This is a genomic window from Hymenobacter sp. J193 (genome assembly GCF_024700075.1).
Lineage (GTDB): Bacteria > Bacteroidota > Bacteroidia > Cytophagales > Hymenobacteraceae > Hymenobacter.
The window spans coordinates 990,737-1,015,543 of record NZ_JAJONE010000001.1 but is presented as its reverse complement, the minus strand read 5'-3'; the positions used below and the strand labels follow the sequence as shown (position 1 = coordinate 1,015,543).

The 24,807-nt window shown below is 58.5% G+C and carries 27 protein-coding genes; 7 read left to right on the top strand and 20 right to left on the bottom strand.

Going from position 1 to position 24,807, the window contains the following annotated elements; all coding sequences use genetic code 11:
* Positions 1–123 precede the first annotated feature (123 nt).
* Together LRS06_RS04350 and LRS06_RS04345 are read left to right on the top strand one after the other, a co-directional pair.
* Entirely contained in the window at positions 124–942 is an 819-nt protein-coding gene (locus tag LRS06_RS04350) for an enoyl-ACP reductase (protein WP_257870358.1), read from the top strand.
* A gap of 213 nt (positions 943–1,155) precedes the next feature.
* On the top strand, positions 1,156–3,231 hold the full coding sequence (locus LRS06_RS04345; RefSeq protein WP_257870357.1) for an ATP-binding protein: 2,076 nt from the start codon (positions 1,156–1,158) through the stop codon (positions 3,229–3,231).
* Here LRS06_RS04345 and LRS06_RS04340 read toward each other — a convergent pair.
* The gene (locus tag LRS06_RS04340; protein ID WP_257870356.1) at positions 3,228–3,644 is read right to left on the bottom strand and encodes a hypothetical protein; all 417 of its coding nucleotides are present in this window, start codon (positions 3,642–3,644) and stop codon (positions 3,228–3,230) included. The two genes, LRS06_RS04345 and LRS06_RS04340, sit on opposite strands and share 4 nt — an antisense overlap.
* A 235-nt stretch (positions 3,645–3,879) precedes the next feature.
* Between LRS06_RS04340 and LRS06_RS04335 the strand changes: the two genes are divergently transcribed.
* Positions 3,880–6,018: a carboxy terminal-processing peptidase gene (locus tag LRS06_RS04335; protein ID WP_257870355.1), complete on the top strand. Its 2,139-nt coding sequence runs from the start codon at positions 3,880–3,882 to the stop codon at positions 6,016–6,018.
* A gap of 104 nt (positions 6,019–6,122) precedes the next feature.
* Here the strand turns inward: LRS06_RS04335 and LRS06_RS04330 are convergent, their stop codons facing one another.
* The 6 genes from LRS06_RS04330 to LRS06_RS04305 all read right to left on the bottom strand — a co-directional run bounded on the left by LRS06_RS04330 (position 6,123) and on the right by LRS06_RS04305 (position 10,601).
* Positions 6,123–6,932 carry an SDR family oxidoreductase gene (locus tag LRS06_RS04330; RefSeq protein WP_257870354.1) on the bottom strand — a complete coding sequence of 270 codons (810 nt, stop codon included), beginning with the start codon at positions 6,930–6,932 and terminating at the stop codon, positions 6,123–6,125.
* Between the two features lie 110 nt (positions 6,933–7,042).
* Positions 7,043–7,741, bottom strand: a complete 699-nt coding sequence (locus LRS06_RS04325) for a hypothetical protein (protein WP_257870353.1) — start codon at positions 7,739–7,741, stop codon at positions 7,043–7,045.
* Between the two features lie 157 nt (positions 7,742–7,898).
* Positions 7,899–8,621 carry a hypothetical protein gene (locus LRS06_RS04320; RefSeq protein WP_257870352.1) on the bottom strand — a complete coding sequence of 241 codons (723 nt, stop codon included), beginning with the start codon at positions 8,619–8,621 and terminating at the stop codon, positions 7,899–7,901.
* Positions 8,622–8,760: 139 nt separating this feature from the next.
* The gene (locus LRS06_RS04315; protein WP_257870351.1) at positions 8,761–9,123 is read right to left on the bottom strand and encodes a hypothetical protein; all 363 of its coding nucleotides are present in this window, start codon (positions 9,121–9,123) and stop codon (positions 8,761–8,763) included.
* A 58-nt stretch (positions 9,124–9,181) separates the two neighbouring features.
* Positions 9,182–9,604 carry a hypothetical protein gene (locus tag LRS06_RS04310; protein WP_257870350.1) on the bottom strand — a complete coding sequence of 141 codons (423 nt, stop codon included), beginning with the start codon at positions 9,602–9,604 and terminating at the stop codon, positions 9,182–9,184.
* 277 nt (positions 9,605–9,881) lie between these two features.
* Positions 9,882–10,601 (bottom strand): carboxypeptidase-like regulatory domain-containing protein, encoded by a 720-nt coding sequence (locus LRS06_RS04305; protein ID WP_257870349.1) that lies wholly within the window; start codon positions 10,599–10,601, stop codon positions 9,882–9,884.
* Between the two features lie 526 nt (positions 10,602–11,127).
* On the opposite strand from LRS06_RS04305, the gene LRS06_RS04300 reads away from it, so the two are divergent.
* Positions 11,128–11,907: a CPBP family intramembrane glutamic endopeptidase gene (locus tag LRS06_RS04300; RefSeq protein ID WP_257870348.1), complete on the top strand. Its 780-nt coding sequence runs from the start codon at positions 11,128–11,130 to the stop codon at positions 11,905–11,907.
* Positions 11,908–11,947: 40 nt separating this feature from the next.
* Here the strand turns inward: LRS06_RS04300 and LRS06_RS04295 are convergent, their stop codons facing one another.
* The 8 genes from LRS06_RS04295 to LRS06_RS04260 all read right to left on the bottom strand — a co-directional run bounded on the left by LRS06_RS04295 (position 11,948) and on the right by LRS06_RS04260 (position 17,750).
* Positions 11,948–12,565, bottom strand: a complete 618-nt coding sequence (locus LRS06_RS04295) for a GAF domain-containing protein (protein WP_257870347.1) — start codon at positions 12,563–12,565, stop codon at positions 11,948–11,950.
* A 426-nt stretch (positions 12,566–12,991) separates the two neighbouring features.
* Positions 12,992–13,264 (bottom strand): barstar family protein, encoded by a 273-nt coding sequence (locus LRS06_RS04290; RefSeq protein ID WP_257870346.1) that lies wholly within the window; start codon positions 13,262–13,264, stop codon positions 12,992–12,994.
* Between the two features lie 275 nt (positions 13,265–13,539).
* The gene (locus LRS06_RS04285) at positions 13,540–13,977 is read right to left on the bottom strand and encodes an SRPBCC domain-containing protein (RefSeq protein ID WP_257870345.1); all 438 of its coding nucleotides are present in this window, start codon (positions 13,975–13,977) and stop codon (positions 13,540–13,542) included.
* 239 nt (positions 13,978–14,216) lie between these two features.
* Entirely contained in the window at positions 14,217–14,585 is a 369-nt protein-coding gene (locus LRS06_RS04280; protein ID WP_257870344.1) for a DUF5615 family PIN-like protein, read from the bottom strand.
* Complete coding sequence (locus LRS06_RS04275) at positions 14,582–14,818, bottom strand: DUF433 domain-containing protein (protein ID WP_257870343.1); 237 nt, start codon at positions 14,816–14,818, stop codon at positions 14,582–14,584. The genes LRS06_RS04280 and LRS06_RS04275 overlap by 4 nt, the downstream gene beginning before the upstream one ends.
* A 144-nt stretch (positions 14,819–14,962) precedes the next feature.
* On the bottom strand, positions 14,963–15,331 hold the full coding sequence (locus tag LRS06_RS04270) for a hypothetical protein (RefSeq protein ID WP_257870342.1): 369 nt from the start codon (positions 15,329–15,331) through the stop codon (positions 14,963–14,965).
* A gap of 66 nt (positions 15,332–15,397) precedes the next feature.
* Positions 15,398–17,209: an ABC transporter ATP-binding protein gene (locus tag LRS06_RS04265; protein ID WP_257870341.1), complete on the bottom strand. Its 1,812-nt coding sequence runs from the start codon at positions 17,207–17,209 to the stop codon at positions 15,398–15,400.
* A 76-nt stretch (positions 17,210–17,285) separates the two neighbouring features.
* Positions 17,286–17,750 carry a hypothetical protein gene (locus LRS06_RS04260; RefSeq protein ID WP_257870340.1) on the bottom strand — a complete coding sequence of 155 codons (465 nt, stop codon included), beginning with the start codon at positions 17,748–17,750 and terminating at the stop codon, positions 17,286–17,288.
* Positions 17,751–18,073: 323 nt separating this feature from the next.
* On the opposite strand from LRS06_RS04260, the gene LRS06_RS04255 reads away from it, so the two are divergent.
* A complete protein-coding gene (locus tag LRS06_RS04255) occupies positions 18,074–19,030 on the top strand; it encodes an IS630 family transposase (RefSeq protein WP_257870339.1) in 957 nt (318 codons plus the stop codon).
* Between the two features lie 5 nt (positions 19,031–19,035).
* Here the strand turns inward: LRS06_RS04255 and LRS06_RS04250 are convergent, their stop codons facing one another.
* The 3 genes from LRS06_RS04250 to LRS06_RS04240 are packed head-to-tail and all read right to left on the bottom strand — an operon-like array spanning position 19,036 to position 20,443.
* The gene (locus LRS06_RS04250) at positions 19,036–19,341 is read right to left on the bottom strand and encodes a hypothetical protein (RefSeq protein ID WP_257870338.1); all 306 of its coding nucleotides are present in this window, start codon (positions 19,339–19,341) and stop codon (positions 19,036–19,038) included.
* Positions 19,342–19,364: 23 nt separating this feature from the next.
* Positions 19,365–19,652 carry a putative quinol monooxygenase gene (locus LRS06_RS04245; RefSeq protein WP_257870337.1) on the bottom strand — a complete coding sequence of 96 codons (288 nt, stop codon included), beginning with the start codon at positions 19,650–19,652 and terminating at the stop codon, positions 19,365–19,367.
* A gap of 17 nt (positions 19,653–19,669) precedes the next feature.
* Positions 19,670–20,443, bottom strand: a complete 774-nt coding sequence (locus LRS06_RS04240; protein WP_257870336.1) for a hypothetical protein — start codon at positions 20,441–20,443, stop codon at positions 19,670–19,672.
* A gap of 282 nt (positions 20,444–20,725) precedes the next feature.
* On the opposite strand from LRS06_RS04240, the gene LRS06_RS04235 reads away from it, so the two are divergent.
* Positions 20,726–22,303 (top strand): M20/M25/M40 family metallo-hydrolase, encoded by a 1,578-nt coding sequence (locus LRS06_RS04235; protein ID WP_257870335.1) that lies wholly within the window; start codon positions 20,726–20,728, stop codon positions 22,301–22,303.
* Between the two features lie 106 nt (positions 22,304–22,409).
* Here the strand turns inward: LRS06_RS04235 and LRS06_RS04230 are convergent, their stop codons facing one another.
* Both LRS06_RS04230 and LRS06_RS04225 read right to left on the bottom strand, forming a co-directional pair.
* Complete coding sequence (locus tag LRS06_RS04230; protein ID WP_257870334.1) at positions 22,410–22,967, bottom strand: hypothetical protein; 558 nt, start codon at positions 22,965–22,967, stop codon at positions 22,410–22,412.
* An 11-nt stretch (positions 22,968–22,978) separates the two neighbouring features.
* Positions 22,979–23,845 (bottom strand): dienelactone hydrolase family protein, encoded by an 867-nt coding sequence (locus LRS06_RS04225; protein ID WP_257870333.1) that lies wholly within the window; start codon positions 23,843–23,845, stop codon positions 22,979–22,981.
* A 185-nt stretch (positions 23,846–24,030) separates the two neighbouring features.
* Between LRS06_RS04225 and LRS06_RS04220 the strand changes: the two genes are divergently transcribed.
* Positions 24,031–24,807, top strand: a complete 777-nt coding sequence (locus tag LRS06_RS04220; RefSeq protein WP_257870332.1) for a hypothetical protein — start codon at positions 24,031–24,033, stop codon at positions 24,805–24,807.

The window sequence follows — 24,807 nt, the reverse complement described above, 5'->3', positions numbered from 1 at the left end:
GGTGAAATGGTGAAATAGTGAAATGGTGAGTTATGAATACTTAACTTGGCAGCCGTTAACCTGAAATTTCAGCGTTGGGGTGCTCTTCAACTCACCACCTCACCATTTCACCATTTTCATCTTATGCCAAACCTGCTCGCTGGTAAAGTCGGTATCATTTCCGGCGCCCTTGATGAACGTTCTATTGCCTGGAAAGTAGCGCAGAAAGCCTACGCCGAGGGCGCCCGCTTCGTGCTAACTAACGCCCCGCTGGCCATGCGCATGGGCGAAATCAACAAGCTGTCGGAGGAGTGCGAGGCGCCCATCATTCCGGCCGATGCTACTTCCATGGAAGACCTGGAAAAGCTGTTCAGCGGTACGCAGGAGCACTTTGGCGGTAAAATTGACTTCGTGCTGCACAGCATTGGCATGAGCACCAACATCCGCAAGGGCAAGCACTACGGCGAGCTGAACTACGAGTGGTACCAGAAAACGCTGGACGTGTCGGCCCTGTCGCTGCACCGCATGCTGGCCGTGGCCGAAAAGCAGGACGCCTTCAACGAGTGGGGCTCGGTGGTAGCTCTGAGCTACATTGCCGCCCAGCGCGCTTTCCTCGACTATACCGATATGTCGCAGGCCAAAGCCGTACTCGAAAGCATTGCCCGCAGCTACGGCCAGCGCCTGGGCAAGCTCAAGAAAGTGCGCGTGAACACCATTTCGCAGTCACCCACCAAAACGTCAGCCGGTACCGGCATCAGCGGCTTCGATGCGTTCTACGAGTACGCCGAGCGTATGTCACCGCTCGGCAACGCGCCCGCCGAAGCCTGCGCTGATTACTGCGTGAGTTTGTTCTCGGACCTGACGCGCTACGTGACCATGCAGAACCTCATGCACGACGGCGGCTTCAGCACTACCGGTATTTCGGAGGAAATGGTAGAGCTGCTCACGAATAGCAAGGCTTAGCACCGCGTTGATTTGATGGTAAAGGAGCCCGGCCAGCAGGTCGGGCTCCTTTTTTATGGCCCGAGGAAAGGATTCCCGTTGCGAAAAAGCTCAAATAAAGTAGGCGGTATTTCAGCGTTTGGCTAAAGCCCGGGTGCGCACCGCAAGTACAGGCCGGCCGGCGGAATTGCATCTATAACATAAGTACTAGTGAATATTGGCTAATTTTCGGCCATGAAGCTTCCCTATGCCGTCCTGATAGGTTTCCTACTGGCTGCAATCCTGGTTCCACCACCCAGCAAAGCGCAAAGCCCCCAGACGCCGGCGCTTCGCTACGCGCTGTCGCAGGCTACGGCCGATACCAGCCGGGTGCTGCTGCTGGCCGATCTGAGTGCTTCTTTCCGTTACTCCCGTCTCGACTCGGTGCTGTTGTATGCCGAGCAGGGCCTGGCGCTGGCCCGCCGCATCAAATATGCTAAAGGAGAAGGCCGTTGCCTGGCTCGCCTGGGTATGCTGCAGGGGGAGCGAGGAAATCTGGCGCAGGCCCTGCGCCTCAATCTCCAGGCCCTCCAACTCAACGAAGCCAGCCATGACCTGGAAGGCACGGCCCGCACGCTCAACCAGATTGGCCTGCTCCACCAGGCCCTCGACGACCACCGGCTGGCCCTTCAGCACTATTTCCGGGCCTGGCGCATCTACCGTCAGGTGCGCACGCACGATACCTCCCAGCTGGTGAGTGTGCTGGCCAACATTGGGGCCACCTATACCGGGGCGGGTAAGCTGGATTCGGCCGCTTACTTTCTGGAAAAGGCCGAGGCGGAGGTGATGCGGGAAACGCCCGGCCGCTGGAGCAGCTGGGGCAACCCCGAGCCCTACGTGCTGCGGGAACTGGGGCTGCTGGCAGCGGCCCGCAACCAAGACCGACAGGCCCTGCAGTTTTACCGCCGCAGTGCGCAGGCTGCCGTGCCCGAAAACGACCTGCGCAGCGCCTGCCGTGCCTATCAGTACCTGGCTGAGCTTTACCAGGGTCAGCAGCAAACGGATTCCAGCGTGTATTACGGCCGCAAAGCCCTCAGCATGGGGCAGAAGCTGCCGTATATGGTGGGCATTGCGCACACCAGCGGCCTGCTGGCCGATGCCTTTGCCAGCCGGCAGCAGGCCGATAGCGCGCTGCGCTACCTGCGCCTCCGCCAGCGGGCCGAGGACAGCCTTTATAATCCGTTGCGTATCAAACAGCTGGATGCCATTGCCCTGTCGGAGGTGCAGCGCCAGCAAAAGGTGGAGCAGGAGCAGGATGCTTACAAGGTGCGTCTCTACATCTACGCGCTGCTGGCCGGGCTCGGGGGACTACTGCTGATAACCCTGCTGCAGGCCCGCCACAACCGCCAGCAGCGCCGCACCAACGCGCAGCTGCAGGAGCTGAATACCCAGGTTACCGAGCAAAAGGAAACCCTCACCACCCAGCGCGACGAGCTGTCGGCCATGCTGCGGGAGTTGAAGACAACCCAGGACCAGCTGGTGATGCGCGACCGGATGGCTTCCCTGGGCGAGCTGATGGCTGGCGTAGCCCACGAGCTGCAACAGCCAGTGCAGGCCGTCGAAGACCTGGCGGGCGTGAGCGAGCAGCTAACCGGCGAAATGCGGGCGGCGCTACAGGCCACCCAGCTGGCCAAGGAGCCTGCGGAAACGATGAAGGACATGCTGGATACCCTGCGCCAGCACCAGGCCACCCTGCGCCGCCACGGGCAGCGGGCCAGCATTATCGTGCGCGGCATGCTGGCTCACGCCGGCCGGCAGCCCAGTGTGCGCCAGGCCTCGGACCTGAACGAGTTGGCCGAAAACTACCTGCGCCTGACTTACCACGATACCCAGGCCAAAGCCCCTAAGCTGGAAGTGCAGCTGCAGGTAGACCTGGATGAAGCCCTGGGCCCGATACACATGGTGCGCCACGACATCGGGCGGGCCCTGATCAATATTTTCCTCAACGCCTTTCAGGCCGTGCAGGAACGCAGCCGGCAGTCCGAAGCCGGGTACGTGCCGCAAGTGCTTCTGCAAACCCGCCGCACCACCACCGGTATAGAGCTGCGGGTGCGCGACAATGGCCTAGGGATTCCCAGGGCTGCGCAGGCCCGGGTATTCGAGCGGTTCTTTTCTACGAAAGCTCCCGAGGAAGCTGCGGGCCTGGGCCTGGCTCTGAGCAAGGAAATCATTGAAGCAGGCCACGAAGGCACCCTCATGGTGGAAAGCGAGCCGGGCGTGTACACGGAGGTGATAGTCTGGCTGCCGACGCCGCCCACCCAAGAAAGCTAAACCCCGGGCTCCTGGGCCCGCAGCCAGGCCTCTGCCATTTCAATATCCTCAAACAGCTGCATCTGCAGCGTGTCGCCGATGCGCTGCTGCAGGTTTTCGATGGACAGCTGGCTGAAAATGTCCGGCGACACCACCTGCGCGAAGTAGCGCAACCCCGCGTTGATGATAAGCGGTGTCCAGACCTGCTGGATCCAGGTGTTAGCCTCCGTGAAGGCCCCGATGAGGTTCTGGTGGTCGTTCAGGAGCTTGGGGCAGGGCTCCGTGCGCAGCATCTCTACGTACGTGAGGCCGCCATCCATAATTGTCCCGAGGGTTTGGTGGCCATACCAGCGGGCATGAATCCAGTTGTCGCGCTGGTTTCGCTCCACTGTGAGGTACACGCTGCCGTCGCCGCGGCGCAAGGAAGTAAGCATGCGCAAAGATACGCACAGCCAGGTTTTGGGAGCCTAGCAGCGGGCCTGCCGCTGATGCAACTTGTGGGGTTCAGGCGTGTCTTACCAAATGCCCGGCAGTCTCGTAAGCACTTTCCAACCGGCTGGCACGTTTTCCGGTCAGATTGTTGTTCTTGCAGGTAAGAGGCCGGTTTTTCGGGCAACCTGCCGGTCCCGCTTTTTCGATTACTGACATCCTTCTTTAGCTGCGCACCTCATGGCGTTATTTCGTTCCTCGTTGGGCTTGTTCTCGGCCGTGCTGCCGGGCTTTCTGCTGCTTCTGCCCGGCAGCTTCGCCTCTTCTTCCGGCACGCCCGACGACCTCCCGCCCCAGAAAAAAGAGGTGCTGGTAGGCATAGTCACGCAGGGGCTGACGATGGCCCACGTGCAGCCCGAACAGATCAACGACGAGTTTTCGCGGCGCGTCTTCACGCTCTACCTCAAGCGGCTGGACGGCGGCAAACGCTTTTTGCTCCAGCCTGATATTGCCCAGCTCAAGCGCTTCGAAACCACCATTGATGATGAAGTAAAGCAGGGCAAGCACGGCTTCCTCGATTTAAGCACCCAGCTCATCAACCAGCGCCAGCAGGAAGTGCAGGTGCTGTACCGCGAGCTGCTGGCGCAGCCATTCGAGTTTACGGCCGCGGAAACCTTTGAAACCGAACCCGATAAACTGCCTTACGCGGCCGACGCCGCCGCCCGGCGGGACCGGTGGCGCCGCCTGCTCAAGTACCAGACCATGCAGCGCCTTTCCGAGCTAATGGACACGCAGAACCGCCAGCAAACCAAGTCGCTGGCGTCGGCTAAGGCCAAGCCGTCGGAGGCTACGCTTTCTACGGCTCCGCGGACCCCGGCCCAGCTGGAAGCTGATGCCCGCAAGCAGGTGCTCAAATACTACGACGAATGGTTTAGCGACCTGCGCCAGGAAGATGAGGCTGACCGGCTCAGCGGGTATACCAACGCCATTGCCAACACCTTCGACCCGCACTCCGAGTACTTCGCACCTAAGGACAAAACCAACTTCGACCTGGCTTTGACTGGCCGCCTGGAAGGAACCGGGGCTCAGCTTAGCGAGAAGGATGGCCAAGTAGTGGTAGCGGCCATTGTAGCGGGCTCAGCCTCCTATCGCCAGGGCGAGCTGAAAGTGGGCGACATTATCCAGCGCGTGGCTCAGGGGGCCGGCGAGCCGGTAGCCGTGGAAGGCCTGCGCATGGATAAAGTGGTGCAGCTGATTCGCGGCCCTAAAGGCTCGGAAGTGCGCCTGACGGTGAAAAAGCCTGATGCCAGCATCAAGGTCATTTCCATCATCCGCGACGTCGTTGTTATCGAGGAAACGTACGCGCAGTCGGCCGTTATCAACGATAAGGGCAAGAAGCTCGGTTACATCATGCTCCCCAGCTTCTACGCCGACTTCAACAACAACGGCGGCCGCAATTCGGCCCAGGACGTGAGCAACGAGTTGGATAAGCTCAAGCAGGCCGGTGTGCAGGGCGTGGTGCTGGATTTGCGCTTCAACGGCGGCGGCTCCTTGCCCGATGCCACCCGAATGGCCGGCCTGTTCATGGCTAGCGGCCCGATGGTGCAGGTAAAAAGCCGCCAAGGCGAAGCCAGCCTCCTCAAGGACCCCGACCCTAAAGTACAGTACGACGGCCCGCTGGTAGTATTGGTGAACCGCTATAGTGCCTCGGCCTCCGAGATTCTGGCTGGTGCTATTCAGGATTACAAGCGCGGCGTGATTATGGGCAATACCACCTACGGCAAAGGCACCGTACAGCGCGTGGTGGAGCTGGATGATATGCTGAACGCGGACTTCAACAAGCTCAAGCCCTTAGGCTCGCTCAAGCTCACGGTGCAGAAATACTACCGCGTAAATGGCTCGTCCACGCAGTTCAAGGGCGTGACGCCGGACATCATGGTGCCGGATGCCTACAGCACCCTGGCCGACGGCGAGCAGGATACCGATTTCCCGCTGCCCTGGGACGAAATTGCGCCCGCACCCTACCAGCCCTGGGCTGCCGCACCACCTATGGCCCGGCTGGCCGGAGCCAGCCAGCAGCGTGTAGGCGCCAACCCGTCCTTCAAGCTGCTCACGGAAACCGTGCAGACGATGGCTCAGCGCCGGAAAAACACCCAGGTTTCGCTGAGCCTGGCCGACTACCGCGCCGAGCAGCAGAAAGCCCAGGCCACCAACGAGAAGCTCAAGCAGCTGCAGCAGCAGGCGCCCACTCTTGCCGTCAGCTCCTCGATCCTGACCCCGGTGGCAGCTGATAGCAGCCGCATCAACCGCTTCCTTAAGCCCTTGCGCAAGGACCTGACGCTGCAGGAAGCCGTAGCCGTGCTGCACGACGAAATGTAGCCGACCAACCAACACAAAAAAGCCCCTGCACTGATGTGTAGGGGCTTTTTTGTGAAGCAGTCTAAAAAGCTTTTGCCGGTTTACAGTCGGGAAGAAGCCGGTTGCTACTTGGCGCTTTCGTCGCCGTCGATTGGCGCGCTTTGCTTGTGGACGTTGGCGGCTACCAGCGCGTCGGGCAGCACGTTGCTGGTCGTCACCTGCACTTTGTTCAGGAAGCCGGAAACAACTTTCCGCTCCCCGGCCATCAGGGCTTTGTAGCCGTCCTTGGCCACCTCGGCCGGATCCGCCTTGCTGCCTTCGGCAACGTTTTTGGCCCGCGTCATATCGGCCTTGTTGAAAAAGTCGGTATCCGTGAGGCCGGGCAGCAGGTTGGTGATGGTAACGTTGCTGTCCTTGTTTTCCTCCTGAATCGATTCCACCCAGGAGTTGATGAAGGCCTTAGTACCATGATATACGGCCTGGAGCGGACCGGGCAGTTCGCCCGCAATGCTGCCTACCAGCAGAATCCTGCCTTCGTTGCGGGCTTTCATTTCCTGCAGATACAGCTTCGTGAGCACCAGATAAGCCCCGATGTTGAGCTGCACAATATCCAGCTCGCGGTTGATGTCGGTGGTATCGAAGGTGCCATACTGGCCCTGGCCGGCGTCGTTTACCAGCACATCTACCTGCTTGCCGGAGGCTTTCACCTGGTCGTATACCTCGAAGGGAGCCTGCCGCTGAAACAGGTCCTTCACAATGGTGGTTACTTCTACGCCGTACTCTTGCCGAACTTCCTGAGCTGTGGCATCCAGCGTGTGCTGGTCGCGGCCGACGAGAATGAGGTTGTACTTATCCTGCGCAAAGCAGTTGGCCAGCTCGCGGCCAATACCGCTGGTGCTGCCCGTAATCAGAGCCGTTTGGGTGTTATGTGCCATGGTTGTGAAAACGTTAGAGTTGTGAATTTCTAACGCTGGGCACGCTCGGGCGGTTACGGTTGGGGTTGGTGAATAGGTTGTGTGGTACCCGCCGCTGCTGGCCGGCCCGGTTAGCTTTCGTTTGGTTCGGGGGCGTCGGCGTGGGTAGTGGCCTGATACGAGTCGGCGTACTTGAAATCGTCCAGCCAGTAGGCCGAGCTAACCACCGTAAAGACGACCGAGGAAGTCTGCTTATTCGCCGGGGTTAGCTGCCAGAGAATACTGGGCGCCTCCGGAAAGCTGGTGCCCGCAAGCTGCTCCTGAAACAGGCGTTTGAGCAGGGTATTGTCGGGCATGCCCTGGGCCAGCAGGCGCAGCAAGGGGGCTTCCGGCTGCGCATCAAAAACCGTTAGCGCCTCGGGCTCCTCAGCGGTGAGCTGTACCTGAAACTGCACCGCTTCGGCCCGGGGGAATTTCCCGTTGTAGGCCGCATAGAGCAGCTGGGTGGCTTTGAAAAACCCTTCGTGTTGGGTCAGCTCCGGGTTTTCCTCCCATAGCTTCTCCGTAAGCATCTGGTGGGCCAGGTTCTCCACTTGTCCGCTGGTGAGCTGGTCTTCAAACAGGTAGTCCAGCACCAGCCGGGCGGCTTCGGCGGGTTCCAGCTCGGTAAGGGCCATGTGCGTCATGGCCTGCAGCTCATCGGCCGCTATGTCAGTGGGGGTGTCGTAGCCGGTTTTGGTGAGCAGGGCAAGGTAATCGGCGGCCTGCCAGGAGTTGGGCAGCTCGGTAAGCGTATCGAAGGTGAGGCGTTCTACGGTGAAGTGCGGCATGAAGGAAAGTAAGCTAAGGAGGGCCGATGTTGGCCCGCACAGCGCGGCAGCAGCGTGCCGGCCTGTTCAGCTTACGCAGCGCCCCGCCAAACACCCACGAAACCGCTGGAATAAAACAGCAGTAGCCGCCCGACCGGCGCATAAGACGCTGACCGGGCTACTTTTTACGTAGAGCCAGCTCGTTTACCTGCACCAGCACTGTGTCGCCGGGAGCTAAGCGCTGAACCAAGTTGGAACTGGGTACATTCCACTCAAAACCCTGCCCTTGCCCGCATAGGGCACCTTGCCGCGAAACCAGAACAAACCAGCTATACAGCGGAATAACCGGCTGATTGTTGCGAATGGTGAGCACCTGCAGCGGCCGGAACCGACACATCGACTGGAAAGTGCCTGGCATCAGGGCTACCGGAAAGCAGCGTCTGGCCGGCTCATGTTCCCGTACCTGGTCTGCCAGCAGTTCACACCGACTCTGAGCGCCTGATGCAGCAATAACCGTGGCCGAGTCCACAGCCGATAGCAGGTAGCGCTGTGCGTTGCGGCTGGTAGCCTCCAGGGCCAGCACGCGGCTTCCGCCGGAATGATTGGCGGTAAGCGTAACCCGGTTGTCGGCTTCAAAAAGCAGCGTCAGGGAATTGTCCACGCTGATAACGCTGTCCTTCTTTAGAAAGGAGCTGCGCAGGGACCAGTGCCGCCGCAGCAGGCTGGCAGCAACCGCGGGCGAGCTGACCACACCGGTAGAGGTGTACACCTGCAGGGGTCCGGCTTTGATGGTGCTTTCTGTCTGGTACAGGCCGGCCAGCTGCGGTCCGCTGTCTTTATCTTCCTGACAGGCGCCAAGTGCCATTGCTGCTGCTACGAAGGCTAGTGTAGATACTTTCATCGGAAGTAGGAGAGGAACCCAGGCAGTGTGGTACCCGGAGTTGAAACCAAACCTAGCAAATTCTTTCCGTAGCCGGCAAAACACAAAAAGCCCGTCGGCAACAGGGCCGGCGGGCTTTCACAGGATCTTCCAGGGGCCTCTAGTTGATTGAGGCGGAGTACGCTTTCAGAATCTGGCGAGCCTGGGCCAGGTTGGTGTCGCGCGAGTTCACGGCCAGGTAAATGAACTTGTCGCCGGTAGGGGAGAGCTTCAGCAGGTGCAGCTGGTCGGTGAGCGTGAGCAGGATGTCCTGTACCGTCTGGTTCAGCTTCAGGGCCTTGATGGCTTTCAGCTTGGCCTTTACTACTTCCGTGTTGTAAGCGGCGGCGGTTTCGATATCGAATTCTGCGATGTTGGCGTGCGAAGCCAGTGGCATGCCGGTTTCAGTTTCTACAACGGCTACGGCCAGCAGGGTGGGCAGTTCATTAAGGATTTCCTGAACCGTTTGTTTGGGGGATGACATAAAATGGGTAAACGTTGAAAAGGTGTGAAAAGGAAAAATGTTGAGTTAACAGCAGGCATCAGACGGTGTGCCGACGCATGATTTCTTTGGCAATGCCCAGGTTCACATCGGCCATGCGCACGGCCAGAAAGCAGTACCATTTGCCTTCGTTCATAGGGCGCAGATGATGAAACTGGTCTTCCAGCATCACGGAAACATCCGTAAGCGGGCCCCCTACCCAAGCCTTGGCCTTCAGCGCATCGGTAATGACGCGCAGCAGCTTGGCATTGCGGAGGTTGATCTGGTTGGGGTTGTAGGTGGTAGTGGTGGTATAAGAGGCCAGCACCCGGCCCGACTGAATATCGACTACACAGGCCATCAGCAGGTCCGGCAAATCGGCCAGCAGGCCTTCCAGCGCTGTCTGGGCCCGCTTTCCGGCTTCATCCTCTGTGCCTACGGTTATCTTTTTTAGCTGCAGCCGATTGAAAAAGGGAATGTTCATTTCTTCGGAAGCGGGAATGGCTGGCTTGCTCCAGAAAGCAAGGCCAGCAGATTCCGCAGGAGTAAGTATCAAAAGCCAACTGAACTGCTTCCTCCCAACCGGTAAGGCGGCAAGAGGAAGCAGTATATCCGGAAATGCCTGTAGTTGGGGTGTTGCCTTACCGCCACGCCACGTAAATCGGTACACTGCGCGGCCGGCGCCCCTAAGCGGCTACCATTGCGCTGTCTATACCAGGGGTATACCCCACTACTCAGACCTTCCGGATGTATTCGCTAGCTTAGAAGCGCCACCAATGGCGCTTTTTTACTTTCACCTGGGCTACTTCATCGGTGCGGGGCAGCAGGGTTACATTTTGTACGCTGTGGCCTTTTACCTGCATTTCCTCTTCGCCGTAGCCCCCGTAGCCAAACTGCAGGCGCGAGGTCTGGTTGGCTGGCAGTGCCAGGGTATAGGTGCCCTGAGCGTTGGTAGTCACGGCCCGGCCGCTTACTTTATCCAGCACCGTAGCCCCAATCAGGGGCCGGCCGTTCTCGTCGAGAATGCGGCCTTTGACGATGGATACCATTTTGGCCGCGGCAGCAGCTTCCGTAGCCTCGGCGGGCAACGAAAGATTTGCTTCCGTAGAGGCCAGCGTGGTAGCCGACAATGCAGCCGGAGTGTTGGCATCGGCGGGCAGCTTGTTGCCGGCCAGCACCGCTCCACTGATAAGGGCGCCTACCACGAGGATAGAAGCAGCCCGCTGACGGAAGCGTTTCGGCTCGGTGCGCATCAGCTGAAACTGGTGTTGAATCCATCCTACCGGCCGTACATCGTGGCCGTTGGCGCGCAGGGTCTGGAAACGCCGCAGCGCGGCGTCGTTTTGCGAGGGGTTAGCTTTCAGGTAAGCGTCGACCAGATCAGCGTTGCTACCCGATAAGTCTCCTCGTAGATAGGCATCGCGGTACCCGGGCAGAAGCTCCCCGGATACCGGATGAAATGGGTTAGTAGTTAATGCCATGTTGCAGAATGTTGGTGTAGGAGAAAGAAGTGGCGGGCAGTACAAGGGTAATCTGTACCTTGGCTCAAACCTACGGACAGGCAGGGCTTAAGTTTTTACCAATTCGATAGAAGTAGTATAACTGTCTGTGAATGCCAGCTGTTGATCGATAAATAAAAAAAGTTCCCGACAGGCATATTAGTACTGAGAGTAGGTAAGAAGTGGCTTAATTGAGAAGGAAGGAATATGTTTCTAGATAATCGTAGTATATTATTGTACTATGGAAACAATCTTCACTTGTGTTCACAGGAGTGTTTCATGCAATATTTCTAATATTATGAGGTAATTTCAGAGTGGCAAGCCTGTATTTCGACTCTTAGCAGAAGCCAACTAGCAGCATAGCCTGAAGTATTCGGGGCAACTAACCTCGACAGTGTCGCCCAGCTTATAGTCAAGCTCTGAACCCTGGCAGATGTAGCTCTTTTGATATGGTAATGTCATCTTTTTCACAGCCAAGCGGTGGTGAGCTTCTGGCCGCCCCAACTCTATGCAAACCCTGGTAGCCCCGCCCCCGAGCCCCTTCGTCAGAGCATTTGCCGCGAGCTGGTTTCGCTTTACCTGGAAGACGGGCGCCGGGCTGGTAGCCGTATTCACTCTGGTGCGCTTTGCCTTGGTGCTGCATGCTAACATCACCCAGAGCTACCAGCTGGTGGCGTTTATTTTCGTGGCCATGGTGCTGCTGCCATTCGTGGTACTGACCCGGGCCGGCCGCCAAAAAATAGGGTGGGTGATGCCCACGCGCTGGAGTGGTATGCTCCTGGGTGCGGCCCTGGGCGCGGGAAGCTGCGCGGCGCTGTTTTACCTCACTACTTTCCTCTTCGGCGTGGGCGAGGGCAACAGCCTGGCTTACGTTGCCCGCTCCTACGGCAACATAGCCCAGCAGCTGAACGAGCACAACCGCCTGACCTCCTTCCTGATTTTCTCGGGACCCAGCATGGTGTTCAGCCCCATCGGGGAAGAGCTGTTCTACCGGGGGCTGGTGCACGAGTGCTTTGCGGGCCGCCTGGGCCAGCGCGGGGCAGCTGTGGCTGACAGCGCCGCGTTTGCGCTGGTGCATCTGGCACACTTTGGGTTTATATATGCCGGAACGGGCGCGGGTTGGCGCTTTCTGCCCGGTCCGGCGCTGGTGTGGGTAGTAGCTTTATTTGGTACCTGCCTGCTGTTCTCGGTGGCCCGGCGCCGCAGCGGCTCGGTGGTGGGTGCCATGGTGGCGCACGCCCTGTTCAACCTCACCATGAACTACTTTATCTTCTATCACCTGCTCTGAGCAGGGTTAGACCGCCTTACGCGTAGCATGTGCAGCTTTATTAGTGCTCCAGGGCATGCAGGGCGGCCGTAGTATGCCGGTCCAGCAGGCGGGTCACCAGCCCAGCCTCTTCCTCAATGGAGCGCTGGTAGTCCAGGGCCGTGAGTGAGGTAGGGGAGGCTTCCCAGCGAATCAGCTCACTCAGGGTATCCAGCCGCGTGAGCGACTGATCCAGGTGGTGGTAGAGCTGCAGCCAGGTGGCACTGGCCTGGGCGGGCTGCTGGCGGAGGGCCAGGCGCAGATCCAGCATCTTCATCACCACGGCGGCCAGCGCCTGCAGGCGGGCCTGCTCGCCCAGGGAAAGGGTGCGCGGTTGGCGGTCGATAATGCACAAGGCCCCAATGGCGTCGCCGGAGGCAGTGTGCAGCGGGTGGCCGGCGTAGAAGCGCAGATCCAGCGACTCGGCTACGACGGGGTCAGTGAGATGACAGGGCCGGGCACGCAGGTCCTCGTAGATGGTGGTTTCGTCCTGCAGAATGGCCATGGAGCAGATGCTCTGGTTGCGGGCTACCCGCTCGGCGTCGGCCAGCCCAAAGTTGGCCTTAAACCACACGCTATTCTCTTCCACCAACGACACCAGCGCAATGGGCACCCCAAACAGCTTAGCCGTGAGGCGCACCAAGCTTCGTCGAATACGGCATCGGGGGCGGTACCCAACAGTTGGTAGGGAGCCAGCGCCTGCAGGCGTTGCGGGTCATTGGCCGGAATCAGCGAGGTTGGTACTGCCATAGGGGCCAAAGGTACGGGCTGCAAGCGGGTTCATCTGTGCCGTCGTGCCAGCCTTACTGTTGACAGGCAGAGAAAAACAACCTCCTTCGGCTGTCATGCTACGCTCCACCCGGCAGACCAAGCAAGCGACAGGATTTACTTAAAGCGTATTTGGGATTTTATGAAAACGTCATTTCCGTCATGCTGAGCGGAGTCGAAGCATCTCTACTGCTTCTTTGAATCGTGCAGCCGAAGCGGTAGAGATGCTTCGACTCCGCTCAGCATGACGTTCTTTAAATTCCCTACCACGCTCCTAGCGACTGCAACAGCCCTTTTTTCAGTTTTCGCCCGCCAGCACAATGCGCTTCGGGGCCATTTCCAGGGCGTAGTCCTGCATCACCTGCCGCAGAATCTGCATATCGTGGGGGCAGTGCGCGGCAAATTCCTGCCAGTTGCTGAGTTCCAGTACCGGCGGCATCTCCACAATGGCCGTAGCCGAATCCCAGAAAGCGTCCCAGCTCACTCCGTACCACTCCGGGAAGCCCAGCGCCTCCTTAAAAAGATAGTGCAGATCGGCTTTGGTACGAATGCCGGTCAGGTCAAGCGTCATACAAAATGAGTCTAAGTGATAACGGCCGAAGTATGTGCGCGCAGGCTAGTTGCTATCCACTTGCTGAGTACTTCACATCTGGTATTACCGGTAGTCACGCAGTTCAGACATGCGCAATGGAAACCCTTTCCACAATGCCGGATTGCCGCGGGCGCGGCAGTGGAGTTGCAAGCTCCACGTCATAGACTGGCACGAGTTACGGCTGCGCCTAAACTCGCGCCAGTTGAGCCGGAGGCACGCACCATAAACGCGCCCTCCAGCCATATGGGTTGCCGTTATTGTTCGGCAAGTGCCTTCACTTTGGCCAGGGCCTGGGGAAAAGCCTCCTCAAAGTATGGCTGATGATCTTCCGCTATGTCTATCTCCACGAGCAGGGTGGTGGCGCCGTCGGTTTCAGTTAGAGTGTAGTTTTCCAACGCCCCCGCCCAGTCCTGGTTTTTAGCGTCCCACGGCTGCTCCTGGCCATCTTTTAGTTCGCCCAGGTGCTTGAAGGACATAAACTCGTTGGGGATTTTTTTCTCAATCACGCTGTACATACCGCCTTCGTCGGAAGCGGTGAAGACCACCTTGCTGCCTTCCTGCCAGTCGGTAATGGCGCGGGAGCCGGGGCTGAAGGGCTCGGTCCAGAGGCTGTAGGAACTGTCGTCCCAGAGTACGCGCCAGACTTTTTCTTTGGGGGCCTGAATGGTGGTGGAAAAGCGGGTCTTTTTCATAGTGGCAGCGGGTTTTGATAGGGTACGAACCGGGGCCATCTGGCCTTGCGGACTGCTACAAAAATGCCACTTAAACTGCCTCTCCATGCGGTGCTATTCCGACAATAAGCGGGGCACTTGCGACAGTTGGCAACTATGTTGCTGGCACGGCGGTGCTCCGTGCGGCTGCCTCGTGTAGGCGGAGTTAGCAGTAGCGGGAACTTTGTAGCGCGCTACTGAGGTACTGCTCGGTACCTTAATTACTGATGAATAAGTAACTGCAACCGGGTTAGCTCGAGGTAAGAATATTGATGAAGTGCGGATGCTATGGCCGGCCAGTGCTGTTGAAACAACGCTAACAGGTCGTTGGTGGTGATGTTGCCGGTTGATACCAGCAGTAGCTTATGCGGCTTACCGTGCAGTAGAAAGGTATTCACAAAGTCTGCGTCTTTGCTGATAACTACCCGTTGCTCCTGCATCGACAGGTTGCTGATGGCACCATCAGGGGTATAGTTGGCCTCGGGCAAATCCAGCGTATGCAGACAATCGCAGCCTGCTTCGGTAGTTAACCAATGAGCCAGCCGCTTCGGCAGCTGGGCATCTACCAGGAGCCGCAGCCCGCTGCTCACGAGGCCAGCCGGTAGGCCGTGCGCACTTTCAGTACTTCGGCCGCGTAGGCCTGGCAGGCGCGCAGGTCCTCAGCCTCCAGGTCCTCATAGTCCGCCAGGATTTCGGCATCGGTCATGCCCGAAGCCAGCAGTTCCAGTACGTGCTGCACCGGGTAGCGCAGCCCCCGCACCGTGGGCTGACCGTGGCAGATGGTAGGGTCGATGGTGATACGGGCGCGCAGGTCGTCGGACATGGACTAAAGATACGGGTTCAGCAGGAGTAGCACGGCAGTGGAGCTGCAAGCTCCACGTCATAGGCGGGTACGAGTTACAGCTGCACCTAAACTCGCGCCAGTTGGGGCCAGTTGGGAGCCAGCAAGGGTGAGATTAATAAACTATCAGATTTGCTCGGTTTTACCTCCAAGATCTTGTAGTATTTGCCTGATAGCATTTATCAGTTTGTCTGGTCCAGAATGGAAGAATATAGGAGAGCGAATACCAATGTTCTGAAGTAAATCAGGGAAAGGCAATACATCAAGTGTGTCCATTTCTGGTGCAACGCCAAGAAATTCCGGTATCAACGGCGGGATACTTTCGGCTTCCCAAGACAACCAAACGGGGTGGTTTTTATAGGATGGGTCCCTGACTTCAACGCTTTCGGCGGTTTCCTGATTTATAACTAGTGGTTCTGGAAACTGTAGTTGTAGTCTGTGGATAACTTCTGATTGAGAAGGATTAGTTCTGAAATAAAAGTCGTAACCGAACATGCCCATAATACTTCGACCTATTAGCGTGGAGTGAAGGTGTTGTGCAATAATAAGGAATGCAACGACTCACCCCGCCGTATCCTCTACCTCGTCCCCATCATCCACCATCACCCGGGCCAGCTTCTCGATGTTGAGGCTGCGGGCGGAGGCATCGAAGATTTCGCGGTAGGTGCCGCGTAGGTCGTAGAGCTGCTCGTGGGTGCCGCTTTCCACCATGCGGCCCTGCTTCATCACGTAGATGCAGTCGGAATCCACGATCTGGGCCAGGGAGTGGGAGATGATGACCACCGTACGGCCCTGCTTGATGGCCTCCAGGGAGTTCTTAATTTGCTCGGTGGCAATGGCGTCGAGGGAGGCGGTGGGCTCGTCGAGGAAGATGATGGGCGGGTTTTTCAGGAACAGCCGGGCAATGGCAATGCGCTGCTGCTGCCCGCCCGAGAGCTGCTGGGCGTCGCTCTGGTAGCCTTTCGGCAGCTCCATGATCTGCTCGTGCAGGTAGGCCTGGCGGGCGGCAGCTTTGATCTGGTCCAGGGTGGCGTCCATCACCCCGTAGCGGATGTTTTCCTCGATGGTGCCCTTGAAGATGTGGTTTTTCTGGAGCACCAGCCCGATTTGCTGGCGCAGGGCGTGGGTGTTGTAGTCGGCCAGGGGCCGGCCGTCGAGCAGCATCTGGCCGGAGTCGGGGGCGTAGAACTTGCAGAGCAGGTTGATGATGGTGCTCTTGCCGGCCCCGCTCAGGCCCACCAGCGCGGTGGTTTTGCCGGCCTCAATGGTCAGGCACACGTCGTGCAGGGCTTGGGTGCCGCTGGGGTAAGTAAAGTCCACGTTGCAGATATCGAAGGTGCCGCGCAGGTGGTTGGGCAGGAGCTGGCCGGTGGGCTCCACGGCGTCGTGGGCGTCGAGAATGTCGAAGAAGCCCTCGGAGTAGGTGAGGGCGTCGTTCATCTCGTCGTAGATGCGGTGCAGCTGCCGGATGGGCGCCGACACGTTGTTGAACAGCAGGATGTGGAACATGATGGCCCCGATGCTGATCTGCCGGTCGAGCACCAGGTAGGCCGTGAGGATGATGATGAGCACCACGCCAATCTGCTCGGTAAACGTCTTGAGGCCGTCGTAGAGGAAGTTGGTTTTGCGGGTCTGGAGCTGGGCTTCCTGCAGGTTCTGCTGCACCTGGGCCTGCTTCTGCTCCTCGTAGTCCTCGCGCACAAAGCTCTTGATGACTACGGCTGAGTCGATGAGGTTTACAAGGCCCTGGCTGCGGGCTTCGCGCAGGCCGCGCAGGGCCCGGCGGGTACCGTTGAGCTTATCGGCTTGGCGGTAGCTCAGCCAGAAGTACACCGGCAGCACCGCCACGGCCACCAGCCCCACATACACGTTGGCCATGAACATAATCACCAGGGCCACGATGGAGTTGGCAAACAGCGGCAGGATGTCGATAAAAAAGTTCTGCACCAGTTTCATCAGGCTCTCCACGCCCCGGTCAATACGGGTCTGGAGCTTGCCGGTCTGGTTGCCGCTGTCGGAGTAGAAGCCCAGCTCGTAGCTGAGCACCTTGTGCACCGCGTCGCGCACGAGGGTGCTGGACACGTTGATGCGGATTTTCTCTCCGTAGAACTTCTGCCCGAACTGGATGCCGGTGTTGATGATTTCCTTGCCCAGCAGCAGCGCAGTTACAACGAGCAGCAGATCGGCGCCCTGGGTCAGACCGAGGTTCTGGTTGAGCAGGCCCTGCACCGTATCCACGGTGTAGCGCAGCACAAACGGATTCACCTGCGCCGCCAACGAACCCACCAGCGTAAGCAGCAGCGTGGCTAGCACCAGGGCCCGGTACGGCAGCACGTACGGGTACAGGCGCTTGATAATTTCCCAGAGACTCATGCAACAGCGGCTAAGTAAGAACTAGCCGGTTAGACGAGCGGGGCGGGGGTGGGGTTATAGAATGGAGTTTGACTGGTTATCCCTGACGTTTGCGTCGGGTTTCGGCATAAATAGTCTTCATCAAATCAGTAAAATGCTCTTCGTTAGTAACATACTCGGAGTAGGAGCAATGTGTAATGAAAAGAGCATCGGCTTCCTTATGCATGAACAATACAGCCCGTGTGCCTACTGAAAAGCTTAGCTCACACGTGGTGTAATGTGATTTTAATTCAATCGTGTCTCCTGCATGAAATTCTCCTCTAAAGCTTTCCAGTACCCGAATTCGAACGTGGTAGCCACGTGAGGAATCCTGACGAGTTAAGCGTAACCACTGCCGGTGTGACTGCCCTTCCGAAGTGCTATTATCAAGCAACTCGATTACCTCGCCGGTAATTAAGTAGGGTGTGGTATTAATATGTGTTTTGACAGGTGACATCAGACAGTCACAGGCATATGCACTAAGGTTGTTGACGAATAAAGGTAGAAGTAGTAGGTGCTTCATAGTGCTAAATAAGCTCGGTTGGGATAGGCTAGTCCACCACCGCGTAGTGGTTCATCTCCTAAATACTGAAGCAGTATCGTTGGATGAAATCTGTACTTACCAGTTGAATGAAGCGCGTTTCAGTACCTGGCGTGCCGAGGGCTCTTCTGGCCATATCTCAATATGGTAGGTATCCTCCGCTTCTTCATCCTCATCTATTATGGAATCCAGACCGACCGCAGATACTCGCACCCTGTAAAACCCGGGAGGAACAGTCAACTCAAGTTCTATAGCGGTTTCGTGAACGGTGTAGCTGCTTTTACACAAGATACGTACCGCGTTGTATGCAAGCCTATTCTTTGGATTTGCGCCAGCGCGTGGCGCAGGCGCTGGCCGAGCCGGGTGCCCGGCAGGCGCAGGTGGCGGCCCGCTTTTGCGTGAGCCTGGCCTTCGTGGGCAAACTGCTGCGTCGGCAGCGGCACACCGGTTCGCTGGCGGCGCTGCCCGGCCGGGGCGGGCCGCCGCGGTGCCTGGACGCGGCGGCGCAGGCCTGGCTGGTGGTGCAGGTCGGGCGCCAGTCGGACGCGACGCTGGCCGAGTTGCGCGACGCGCTAGCGGCCGACACGGGGCAGCGGGTGAGTGTGGGCGTCATCTGGCGCGTGCTGGACGAGCACGGGCTACGCCGCAAAAAAAGCCTGCACGCCACCGAGCGTGACACGCAACGCGTGCACGAACTGCGACGTCAGTATGTGGAAACAGTGAGCGCGCGCGGCGACGTGCACCGGTTTTACTTTCTGGACGAGACCGGTCTGCGCCTAGATTACACGCGGCGTTACGCGCGGGCCGTGGGCGGCCGGCGCGCGGGCGGGGCCGTGCCGCTGCGGCGCGGTAAGAGCCTGACGCTGATCGGGGCGCTGGGCGTGCGCGGGCTCAAAGCCGTGCAGGTGCTGGATGGAGCGTTAGACCAGCGCAGATTCGCCTTCTACATCAGCCAAGTGCTGGGTCCGCAACTGCGCCGCGGCGACGTGCTGGTGCTCGACAACCTGCCGGTGCATAAGCTCGGCGGCTTGCAAGAGGAACTGGCCCGGCGCGGCGTCGAGGTGCTGTTTTTGCCGCCCTACTCGCCCGACTTTGCCCCCGTTGAGCAGGCCTGGAGCAAGCTCAAAACCAAGCTCCGTCAGGCCCAAGCCCGTACCCGCCAGGCGCTGGAGCAAGCGTTGCAAACCGCCATCGACTGGATTACCAGCCGCGACGCCAAAGCCTGGTTTAACCACTGCGGCTACCACGTACACCGTTCATGATTCCGCTATATTGTTGAACTAATGCAAGCTAGTACTTGCAGTTTTCCTGACTTAATTTCTAGACTAGCTTCCACAACATGGTCGTAAGGGGCTAAATCAGACGACTCATTACGCTGCTCCAGAACACTGATGGTGGCGTTTACATCCCAATAGGTGCCGATGCTAACACCCAATATACCTGCTTCAACTGCCAATTTATCGGCAAAAGAAGCATCAGTCCAGAAATCAAAGGAGCCTGTATCACCGGGAGAGTCCTTGTCATAAAGGTAGAACTGATGGTACGATGTAGTGAAATGAAGTGTATGAATCATTTAGGGCTGGATAGTATGCATGGTTACCCCACCACCGCGTAGTGCTGCATTTCTTGAATACTCGTGTAAAACGGCTTCACCAGCTGGAAAAACGCCCCAAACTCCGCGCTTTTGCGGAAACCCTGGAGGTGACGCTCCACCGAAGTCCACTCGATGCGCCAGATGAACAGCTCGGGGTCTTCCTCACAGTGGGCGAGCTGGTAGCTTAGGCAGTCGGGCGCGGCGGCCAGGAGCTGGTTGGCCTGGCGGATGGCTTCCACGAAAGCAGGCTGCTCAGTGCTGATGCGGTAGCGGATGTATTCGATGGTCAAGGCGGTAATGCTCCTGGTTATTTCCTTACCAAAGGAGTTTCTCTTTCCTGTACCACCAGCGTATCACCCACCTGTAGCTGATTGATAACCGCCGGATTTAAGCTGTTCCATTGATTGCCAAATCCGGTGCCACACGAGTATGAGGAGGATGTATAGGCGGTCATAAGCCAGGACGTATGCACGACGCTAAGCTGCCCCTTGGTTATCTGTATGGGAAACAGGGGCCGATACCGGCAAGCGTAACCCCAACTTCCCGAAATAATGGAGACTGGGCGGCAATGATAGGTAGGTTTGTACAGCGGCACCTGCTTGGCAATCCGGCCGCAGTCAGCATTAGGATAGTTGTCCGGGTTGATAACCATCACGGAATCCAATTGGGCTAGCACCATATCGGTGCTCGAATAGCTTACCACTTCCGTTGGCATTGTGTCTGTAGTATCTTTGGTAGCGGTAGAAATTTCCGAAAGTCTGACGGCGGTAGGCGAAGCAAAGTGCAGAGCCAGGAAGGTAGAATGCGTCTCAGAGCCAGTACTTAGCTCAAACATACCTTCTTGTTTCTTCCTTTTTAAATGGGCACTAATGATGGCCACATCGGTTGTTTTGCCACTGCTGGTGTACATGACTGCCGGTTTGATCGTGCGGGTACCTGTGCTGATATAATCACCCTGCCGCAGGTCTTCCTCCTGCTCCGGGTCATTGGTGCAGTTGGTGAGCAGCACCGAAAACAGGGCCAGCAGTACACAAATAGGGCCCGGCATCGGGCGCAAGCGGTTCAGAATAAATGAGGTCATAGTTCTGCTGTTAGAATATGGCCTCAATATAGCAGGTAGGCTGTTGACCAAAGAACTAACTCAGAACGGCAACAGGCTTTGGGAGAAGCTACAAGGCATCCATGGCGGTACCTACTCCAACTGTTTGGGTAAGACCCGATAACGTAAAAGGGCACCTGAACCCTGCTGCCTACGCTCCGTCCACTGGAATAATCGGCCTGGGTGCAGTTGGAAACCGCTGCAACTCCCACACTTTGTTCGGTTCTTTAACGCCACGAAGCAAGCTCTCATTCTCTTTTTCCTATGACTCTACTCCGACTCTTCACACTGGCCGGCTCCCTGGCTCTCGCGGCTCCGGCCCTGGCCCAGCAAGGCACCAAGGCTGACGCCGCTACCCTCGCCAAAATCAAAGACGAAGGCCTAAACCGCTCTAAGGTGATGGAAACGGCCTTTTACCTGACCGACGTATGCGGCCCGCGCCTGGCCGGCTCCGAGGGCCTGGCCCGCGCTAACGAGTGGACCAAAAAGCAGCTCACCGATTGGGGCCTCACCAAAGCCAACATCGAGCCCTGGGGCACGTTTGGCCGCGGCTGGGACATCGATAAGTCGTACGTGGCCATGACGGCGCCCTACTACCACACCCTTATCGGCGCACCCAAGGCCTGGACGCCCGGCACCAATGGCCTGCTGAAAAAGTCGGTAGTGGTGGTGAAGGCTACGACTGAAGCCGAGCTTGATAAGTATAAAGGCCAGCTGCGCGACAAAATCGTGCTGCTCGGCGTTGCCAATGCGCCCAAGCCTTCCTTCGAGCCCGATGCCCGCCGCCATACCGACGAGGAGCTGAAGAAAATGGCCGACTTCAAGCCCGAAGCCCCCGCTACGCCGCGCCCCGCGGATGCCGATGCGGAAAAACGAATGGCCGACCGCAAAGCGCTGATGGCGGTGCGCACCAAACTGGCCGATATGATGGTGAGCGAAGGCGCGGCTGCCGTGCTGAGCTCCCGCGGCGGCTCCGATGGTACGTTCTTCACCAGCAACGGTGCGCCCTACGCCGCCGATGCCAAGCCCGTGCTGCCCGAGCTGGAAATGGCTCCCGAAGACCAACTGCGCCTGATTCGGCTGGCCGAAGCCGGCATTCCGGTGCAACTGGAGCTGGAAACCCGTACCCGTTTCCAGTCCCAGGACCTGAAGGGCTACAACGTAGTAGCCGAAATTCCCGGCACCGATAAAAAGCTGAAAAGCGAAGTGGTGATGCTGGGCGGCCACCTCGATTCCTGGCACGCTGCTACCGGGGCCACCGACAACGCCGCCGGCTGCGCCATAATGATGGAGGCCGTGCGTATTTTGAAGGCTACCGGCGTGCAGCCGCGCCGCACTATCCGCATTGCTTTGTGGGGCGAGGAGGAACAAGGACTGCACGGTTCCCGCGGGTACGTGAAAAACCACTTTGCCGACCCTGCTACTATGCAGCTGCTGCCCGAGCACGAGAAGCTGGCCGCCTACTTCAACCTCGACAACGGCGCTGGCAAAATCCGCGGTATCTACGCCCAGGGCAACGAGGCCGCCGCGCCCATCTTCCAGGACTGGCTCAAGCCTTTTGCCGACATGGGCGCTACCACCGTTACGCTGCGCAACACCGGCGGCACGGACCACCTCTCGTTTGATGCCGTGGGCCTGCCCGGCTTCCAGTTCATCCAAGACCCGCTGGACTACGGTACCCGCACCCACCACACCAACATGGATACCTACGAGCGGCTCCCCGCCGACGACCTCAAGCAGGCTTCGGTAGTGGTGGCCTCCTTCGTGTACCAGGCTGCCATGCGCGACGCCAAGCTGCCCCGCAAGCCCCTGCCCACCGTTAAGCCGGAAGGACGGATGTAGTCCAAAAAGCAAAACAGGTGCAATGCCCCACTGGGTGCTATTACAGCAACCAGTGGGGCATTGTTGTTGGCTAGCAGTTGAGTGGTACGTGGGCCGATTCAGGCAATCAGCTGATTTTAGCCCGCCACTGCTTTATTAAGTGCGTTCGGGCCTCACAGGCTGTGGGCGTGAGCATAGACGGCTCTAAACATTTTCCTTGTTCAAATCTCCGAATGGTCTGCTCAGCTTCTTCATCTGTTTCAGCTGGGAAAGAGAAGACCGTTGGGTGCCAGCCTGTTTGCTGCTGCCACCAGGTCATATCTATTGAGTTGTTGTCGGATACTTTTGCTGCTGCCGCTGGGAAGGAGAGCTGACTAAGAACGTGCTGAGTGAAGGTATCCGGTAAACGAACCTGATGACAGCTTACGTAGTGCACCAAGCCTTCCGGCCAGCAGTATGTGCCATCCGTAAGGTCAGCTGCGCCTATTTCAGCGGTAGAAATGCCACAGCGGAAACGGCACCAGCTATAGCCCATCCAGTACGCAAGGGGCAGCCCCTGTTGCAGATAGTGTACTACCTGTTGCCGTTCCGATTGTGACCAGTCTGGATCAATAAACCAAGCTGGGTCAGGCGACTCTGGTTCCAGCAGGCTGCACCAGAAACCAATGCCGATTAGGGGTTGCATAGTACTGGGATTTACCTCAACTGTTCCTTAAACAGCCGCAGCGTCCGTTCCCAAGCCAGCTTGGCGGCTTCGGCGTTGTAGCGGGCGGGGGAGGAGTCGTTGTTGAACGCGTGGTTGACGCCCTCGTACACGAACTGCTCAAACGGCACGCCGGCGGCTTTCAGAGCTGCTTCGTAGGCGTCCTTGCCGGCGTTTACCCGCTCATCGAGGGCGGCGTAGTGCAGCATGAGGTGGGCCTTGATGCGGGTGAGGTCGGCGGTAGCCTCGGGTTGGGTGCCGTAGTACGCTACCGCGGCGTTCAGCTGCGGGTCGTGGAGGGCCAGTTGGTTGGCCATTGCCCCGCCCCAGCAGAAGCCTACGCAGCCGGTGCGGCCGTTGCTTTCCGGGCGTGCGCGCAGATAGCGCAGGGCGCCGAGGTAGTTGTTCAGGTTCTGCGGCTTATCCAGCTTGCCGATGAGCGTACGGCCTTCATCTTCATTGGCGGGCGTACCCCCAAACACCGACAGCGCATCCACGCCCAGGGCCACGTAGCCCGCCTGGGCCACGCGTTGGGTTACGTCTTTGATGTGGGGCGTGAGGCCCCGGTTTTCGTGAATGACCACCACGGCCCCGCGCTTTTTCTTGTCCTTGGGGTGCACCAGCAGCCCTTTCATCGTCACGCCGGCCTCGCCGGGCCAAGTCACTTCCTCGGCTACCAGCTTGCTTTTTTCAGTCCCGCCGGGAGTAGCAGCCTGGGCGTAACCGGGTTCCAGGGCTGCCAGGGCCGCCGCGGCCAGCGCCGTGCCGCCGGTTAGCTTCACCAGGCGGTCCAGAAAGTCCTTGCGACTAAGCGGAGCGTGGGTGTATTCGTTGAAGAGGTTGATGATGCGCTGATCCATGCGGCGGAAGAGGAAGTGGTGGAGAAAGATAGAGAAACCCGCCCGAAGCTGCACCGGCGCATTAGGCACTCCCGCCCCGGTTTCCGGCACTCGCACGATTTTTCCGGCACTCCCGCGAAAGAGCCTGCTTTCAGAGCCGCGAAAAACCAGTTTTGAGGCATCATTCACCTTAAACCTTCTTCCTCATGGATACGCAGAAACTTGCCCGCGACGTAAAATTCCTGAAAGCCTATGCCCTGAGCACTATGCTGGTTCCGGCTGTGGCCCTGCTCTGCGCCTTCGGCAAGCCCGATAAGCCCGTGCGCTTCGGCGAAATATCGGTGGAGCGCCTGAACCTGGTAGAGCGCGACGGTACCGTGAAGATGGTGATGAGCAACAAGGAGCGGTTTCCGCAGGGCGTCACCATCGACGGCAAGCACATCGACTACAAGCGGACTCATCCCGGTATGCTGTTCTACAACGACAAGGGCGAGGAGTGCGGCGGCCTGATTTTCGGGGGCGAAAAGGGGCCGGATGGCAAGCCATCCGCGGGCGGGCACTTTTCCCTCGACCGGTTCGGCCAAGATCAGGTTATTGCCCTCAACTACCAGGAGCAGGGCGGCGGCTACAAGGCGGGCCTCACCTTCAACGACGCCCCCGAGGAGTCAGTGGCTGTGCTGAACGAAAAGTATAAGAACGCCACGCCCGAGGAAAAGCAGCAAGCCCAGAAGGAAGGCAAACTGGGGTTGATGACGCGCATGTACGTGGGCACCACGGCCGGCCGCTCCTCGGCCGTGATTATGGCCGACCAGCGCGGGGCCACCCGCATGATGATGGTGGCCAACACCGACCAGTCCACCCTCGATTTCAAAGACAGCCAGGGCCGTACCCGCCTCACCATTGGGGTGGATAAAAACAACCAGCCCATACTGCGCTTCCTCGACGAAACCGGCAAGGAGGTGAAACCGGCCGGGCAATTCTGA

Bases quoted from the DNA above. Each gene is read 5' to 3' on its own strand.
- LRS06_RS04350 (WP_257870358.1), top strand. From the start codon at position 124: ATGCCAAACCTGCTCGCTGGTAAAGTCGGTATCATTTCCGGCGCCCTT.
- LRS06_RS04345 (WP_257870357.1), top strand. From the start codon at position 1,156: ATGAAGCTTCCCTATGCCGTCCTGATAGGTTTCCTACTGGCTGCAATC.
- LRS06_RS04340 (WP_257870356.1), bottom strand. From the start codon at position 3,644: ATGCTTACTTCCTTGCGCCGCGGCGACGGCAGCGTGTACCTCACAGTG.
- LRS06_RS04335 (WP_257870355.1), top strand. From the start codon at position 3,880: ATGGCGTTATTTCGTTCCTCGTTGGGCTTGTTCTCGGCCGTGCTGCCG.
- LRS06_RS04330 (WP_257870354.1), bottom strand. From the start codon at position 6,932: ATGGCACATAACACCCAAACGGCTCTGATTACGGGCAGCACCAGCGGT.
- LRS06_RS04325 (WP_257870353.1), bottom strand. From the start codon at position 7,741: ATGCCGCACTTCACCGTAGAACGCCTCACCTTCGATACGCTTACCGAG.
- LRS06_RS04320 (WP_257870352.1), bottom strand. From the start codon at position 8,621: ATGAAAGTATCTACACTAGCCTTCGTAGCAGCAGCAATGGCACTTGGC.
- LRS06_RS04315 (WP_257870351.1), bottom strand. From the start codon at position 9,123: ATGTCATCCCCCAAACAAACGGTTCAGGAAATCCTTAATGAACTGCCC.
- LRS06_RS04310 (WP_257870350.1), bottom strand. From the start codon at position 9,604: ATGAACATTCCCTTTTTCAATCGGCTGCAGCTAAAAAAGATAACCGTA.
- LRS06_RS04305 (WP_257870349.1), bottom strand. From the start codon at position 10,601: ATGGCATTAACTACTAACCCATTTCATCCGGTATCCGGGGAGCTTCTG.
- LRS06_RS04300 (WP_257870348.1), top strand. From the start codon at position 11,128: ATGCAAACCCTGGTAGCCCCGCCCCCGAGCCCCTTCGTCAGAGCATTT.
- LRS06_RS04290 (WP_257870346.1), bottom strand. From the start codon at position 13,264: ATGACGCTTGACCTGACCGGCATTCGTACCAAAGCCGATCTGCACTAT.
- LRS06_RS04285 (WP_257870345.1), bottom strand. From the start codon at position 13,977: ATGAAAAAGACCCGCTTTTCCACCACCATTCAGGCCCCCAAAGAAAAA.
- LRS06_RS04275 (WP_257870343.1), bottom strand. From the start codon at position 14,818: ATGTCCGACGACCTGCGCGCCCGTATCACCATCGACCCTACCATCTGC.
- LRS06_RS04270 (WP_257870342.1), bottom strand. From the start codon at position 15,331: ATGTTCGGTTACGACTTTTATTTCAGAACTAATCCTTCTCAATCAGAA.
- LRS06_RS04265 (WP_257870341.1), bottom strand. From the start codon at position 17,209: ATGAGTCTCTGGGAAATTATCAAGCGCCTGTACCCGTACGTGCTGCCG.
- LRS06_RS04260 (WP_257870340.1), bottom strand. From the start codon at position 17,750: ATGAAGCACCTACTACTTCTACCTTTATTCGTCAACAACCTTAGTGCA.
- LRS06_RS04255 (WP_257870339.1), top strand. From the start codon at position 18,074: ATGCAAGCCTATTCTTTGGATTTGCGCCAGCGCGTGGCGCAGGCGCTG.
- LRS06_RS04250 (WP_257870338.1), bottom strand. From the start codon at position 19,341: ATGATTCATACACTTCATTTCACTACATCGTACCATCAGTTCTACCTT.
- LRS06_RS04240 (WP_257870336.1), bottom strand. From the start codon at position 20,443: ATGACCTCATTTATTCTGAACCGCTTGCGCCCGATGCCGGGCCCTATT.
- LRS06_RS04235 (WP_257870335.1), top strand. From the start codon at position 20,726: ATGACTCTACTCCGACTCTTCACACTGGCCGGCTCCCTGGCTCTCGCG.
- LRS06_RS04230 (WP_257870334.1), bottom strand. From the start codon at position 22,967: ATGCAACCCCTAATCGGCATTGGTTTCTGGTGCAGCCTGCTGGAACCA.
- LRS06_RS04225 (WP_257870333.1), bottom strand. From the start codon at position 23,845: ATGGATCAGCGCATCATCAACCTCTTCAACGAATACACCCACGCTCCG.
- LRS06_RS04220 (WP_257870332.1), top strand. From the start codon at position 24,031: ATGGATACGCAGAAACTTGCCCGCGACGTAAAATTCCTGAAAGCCTAT.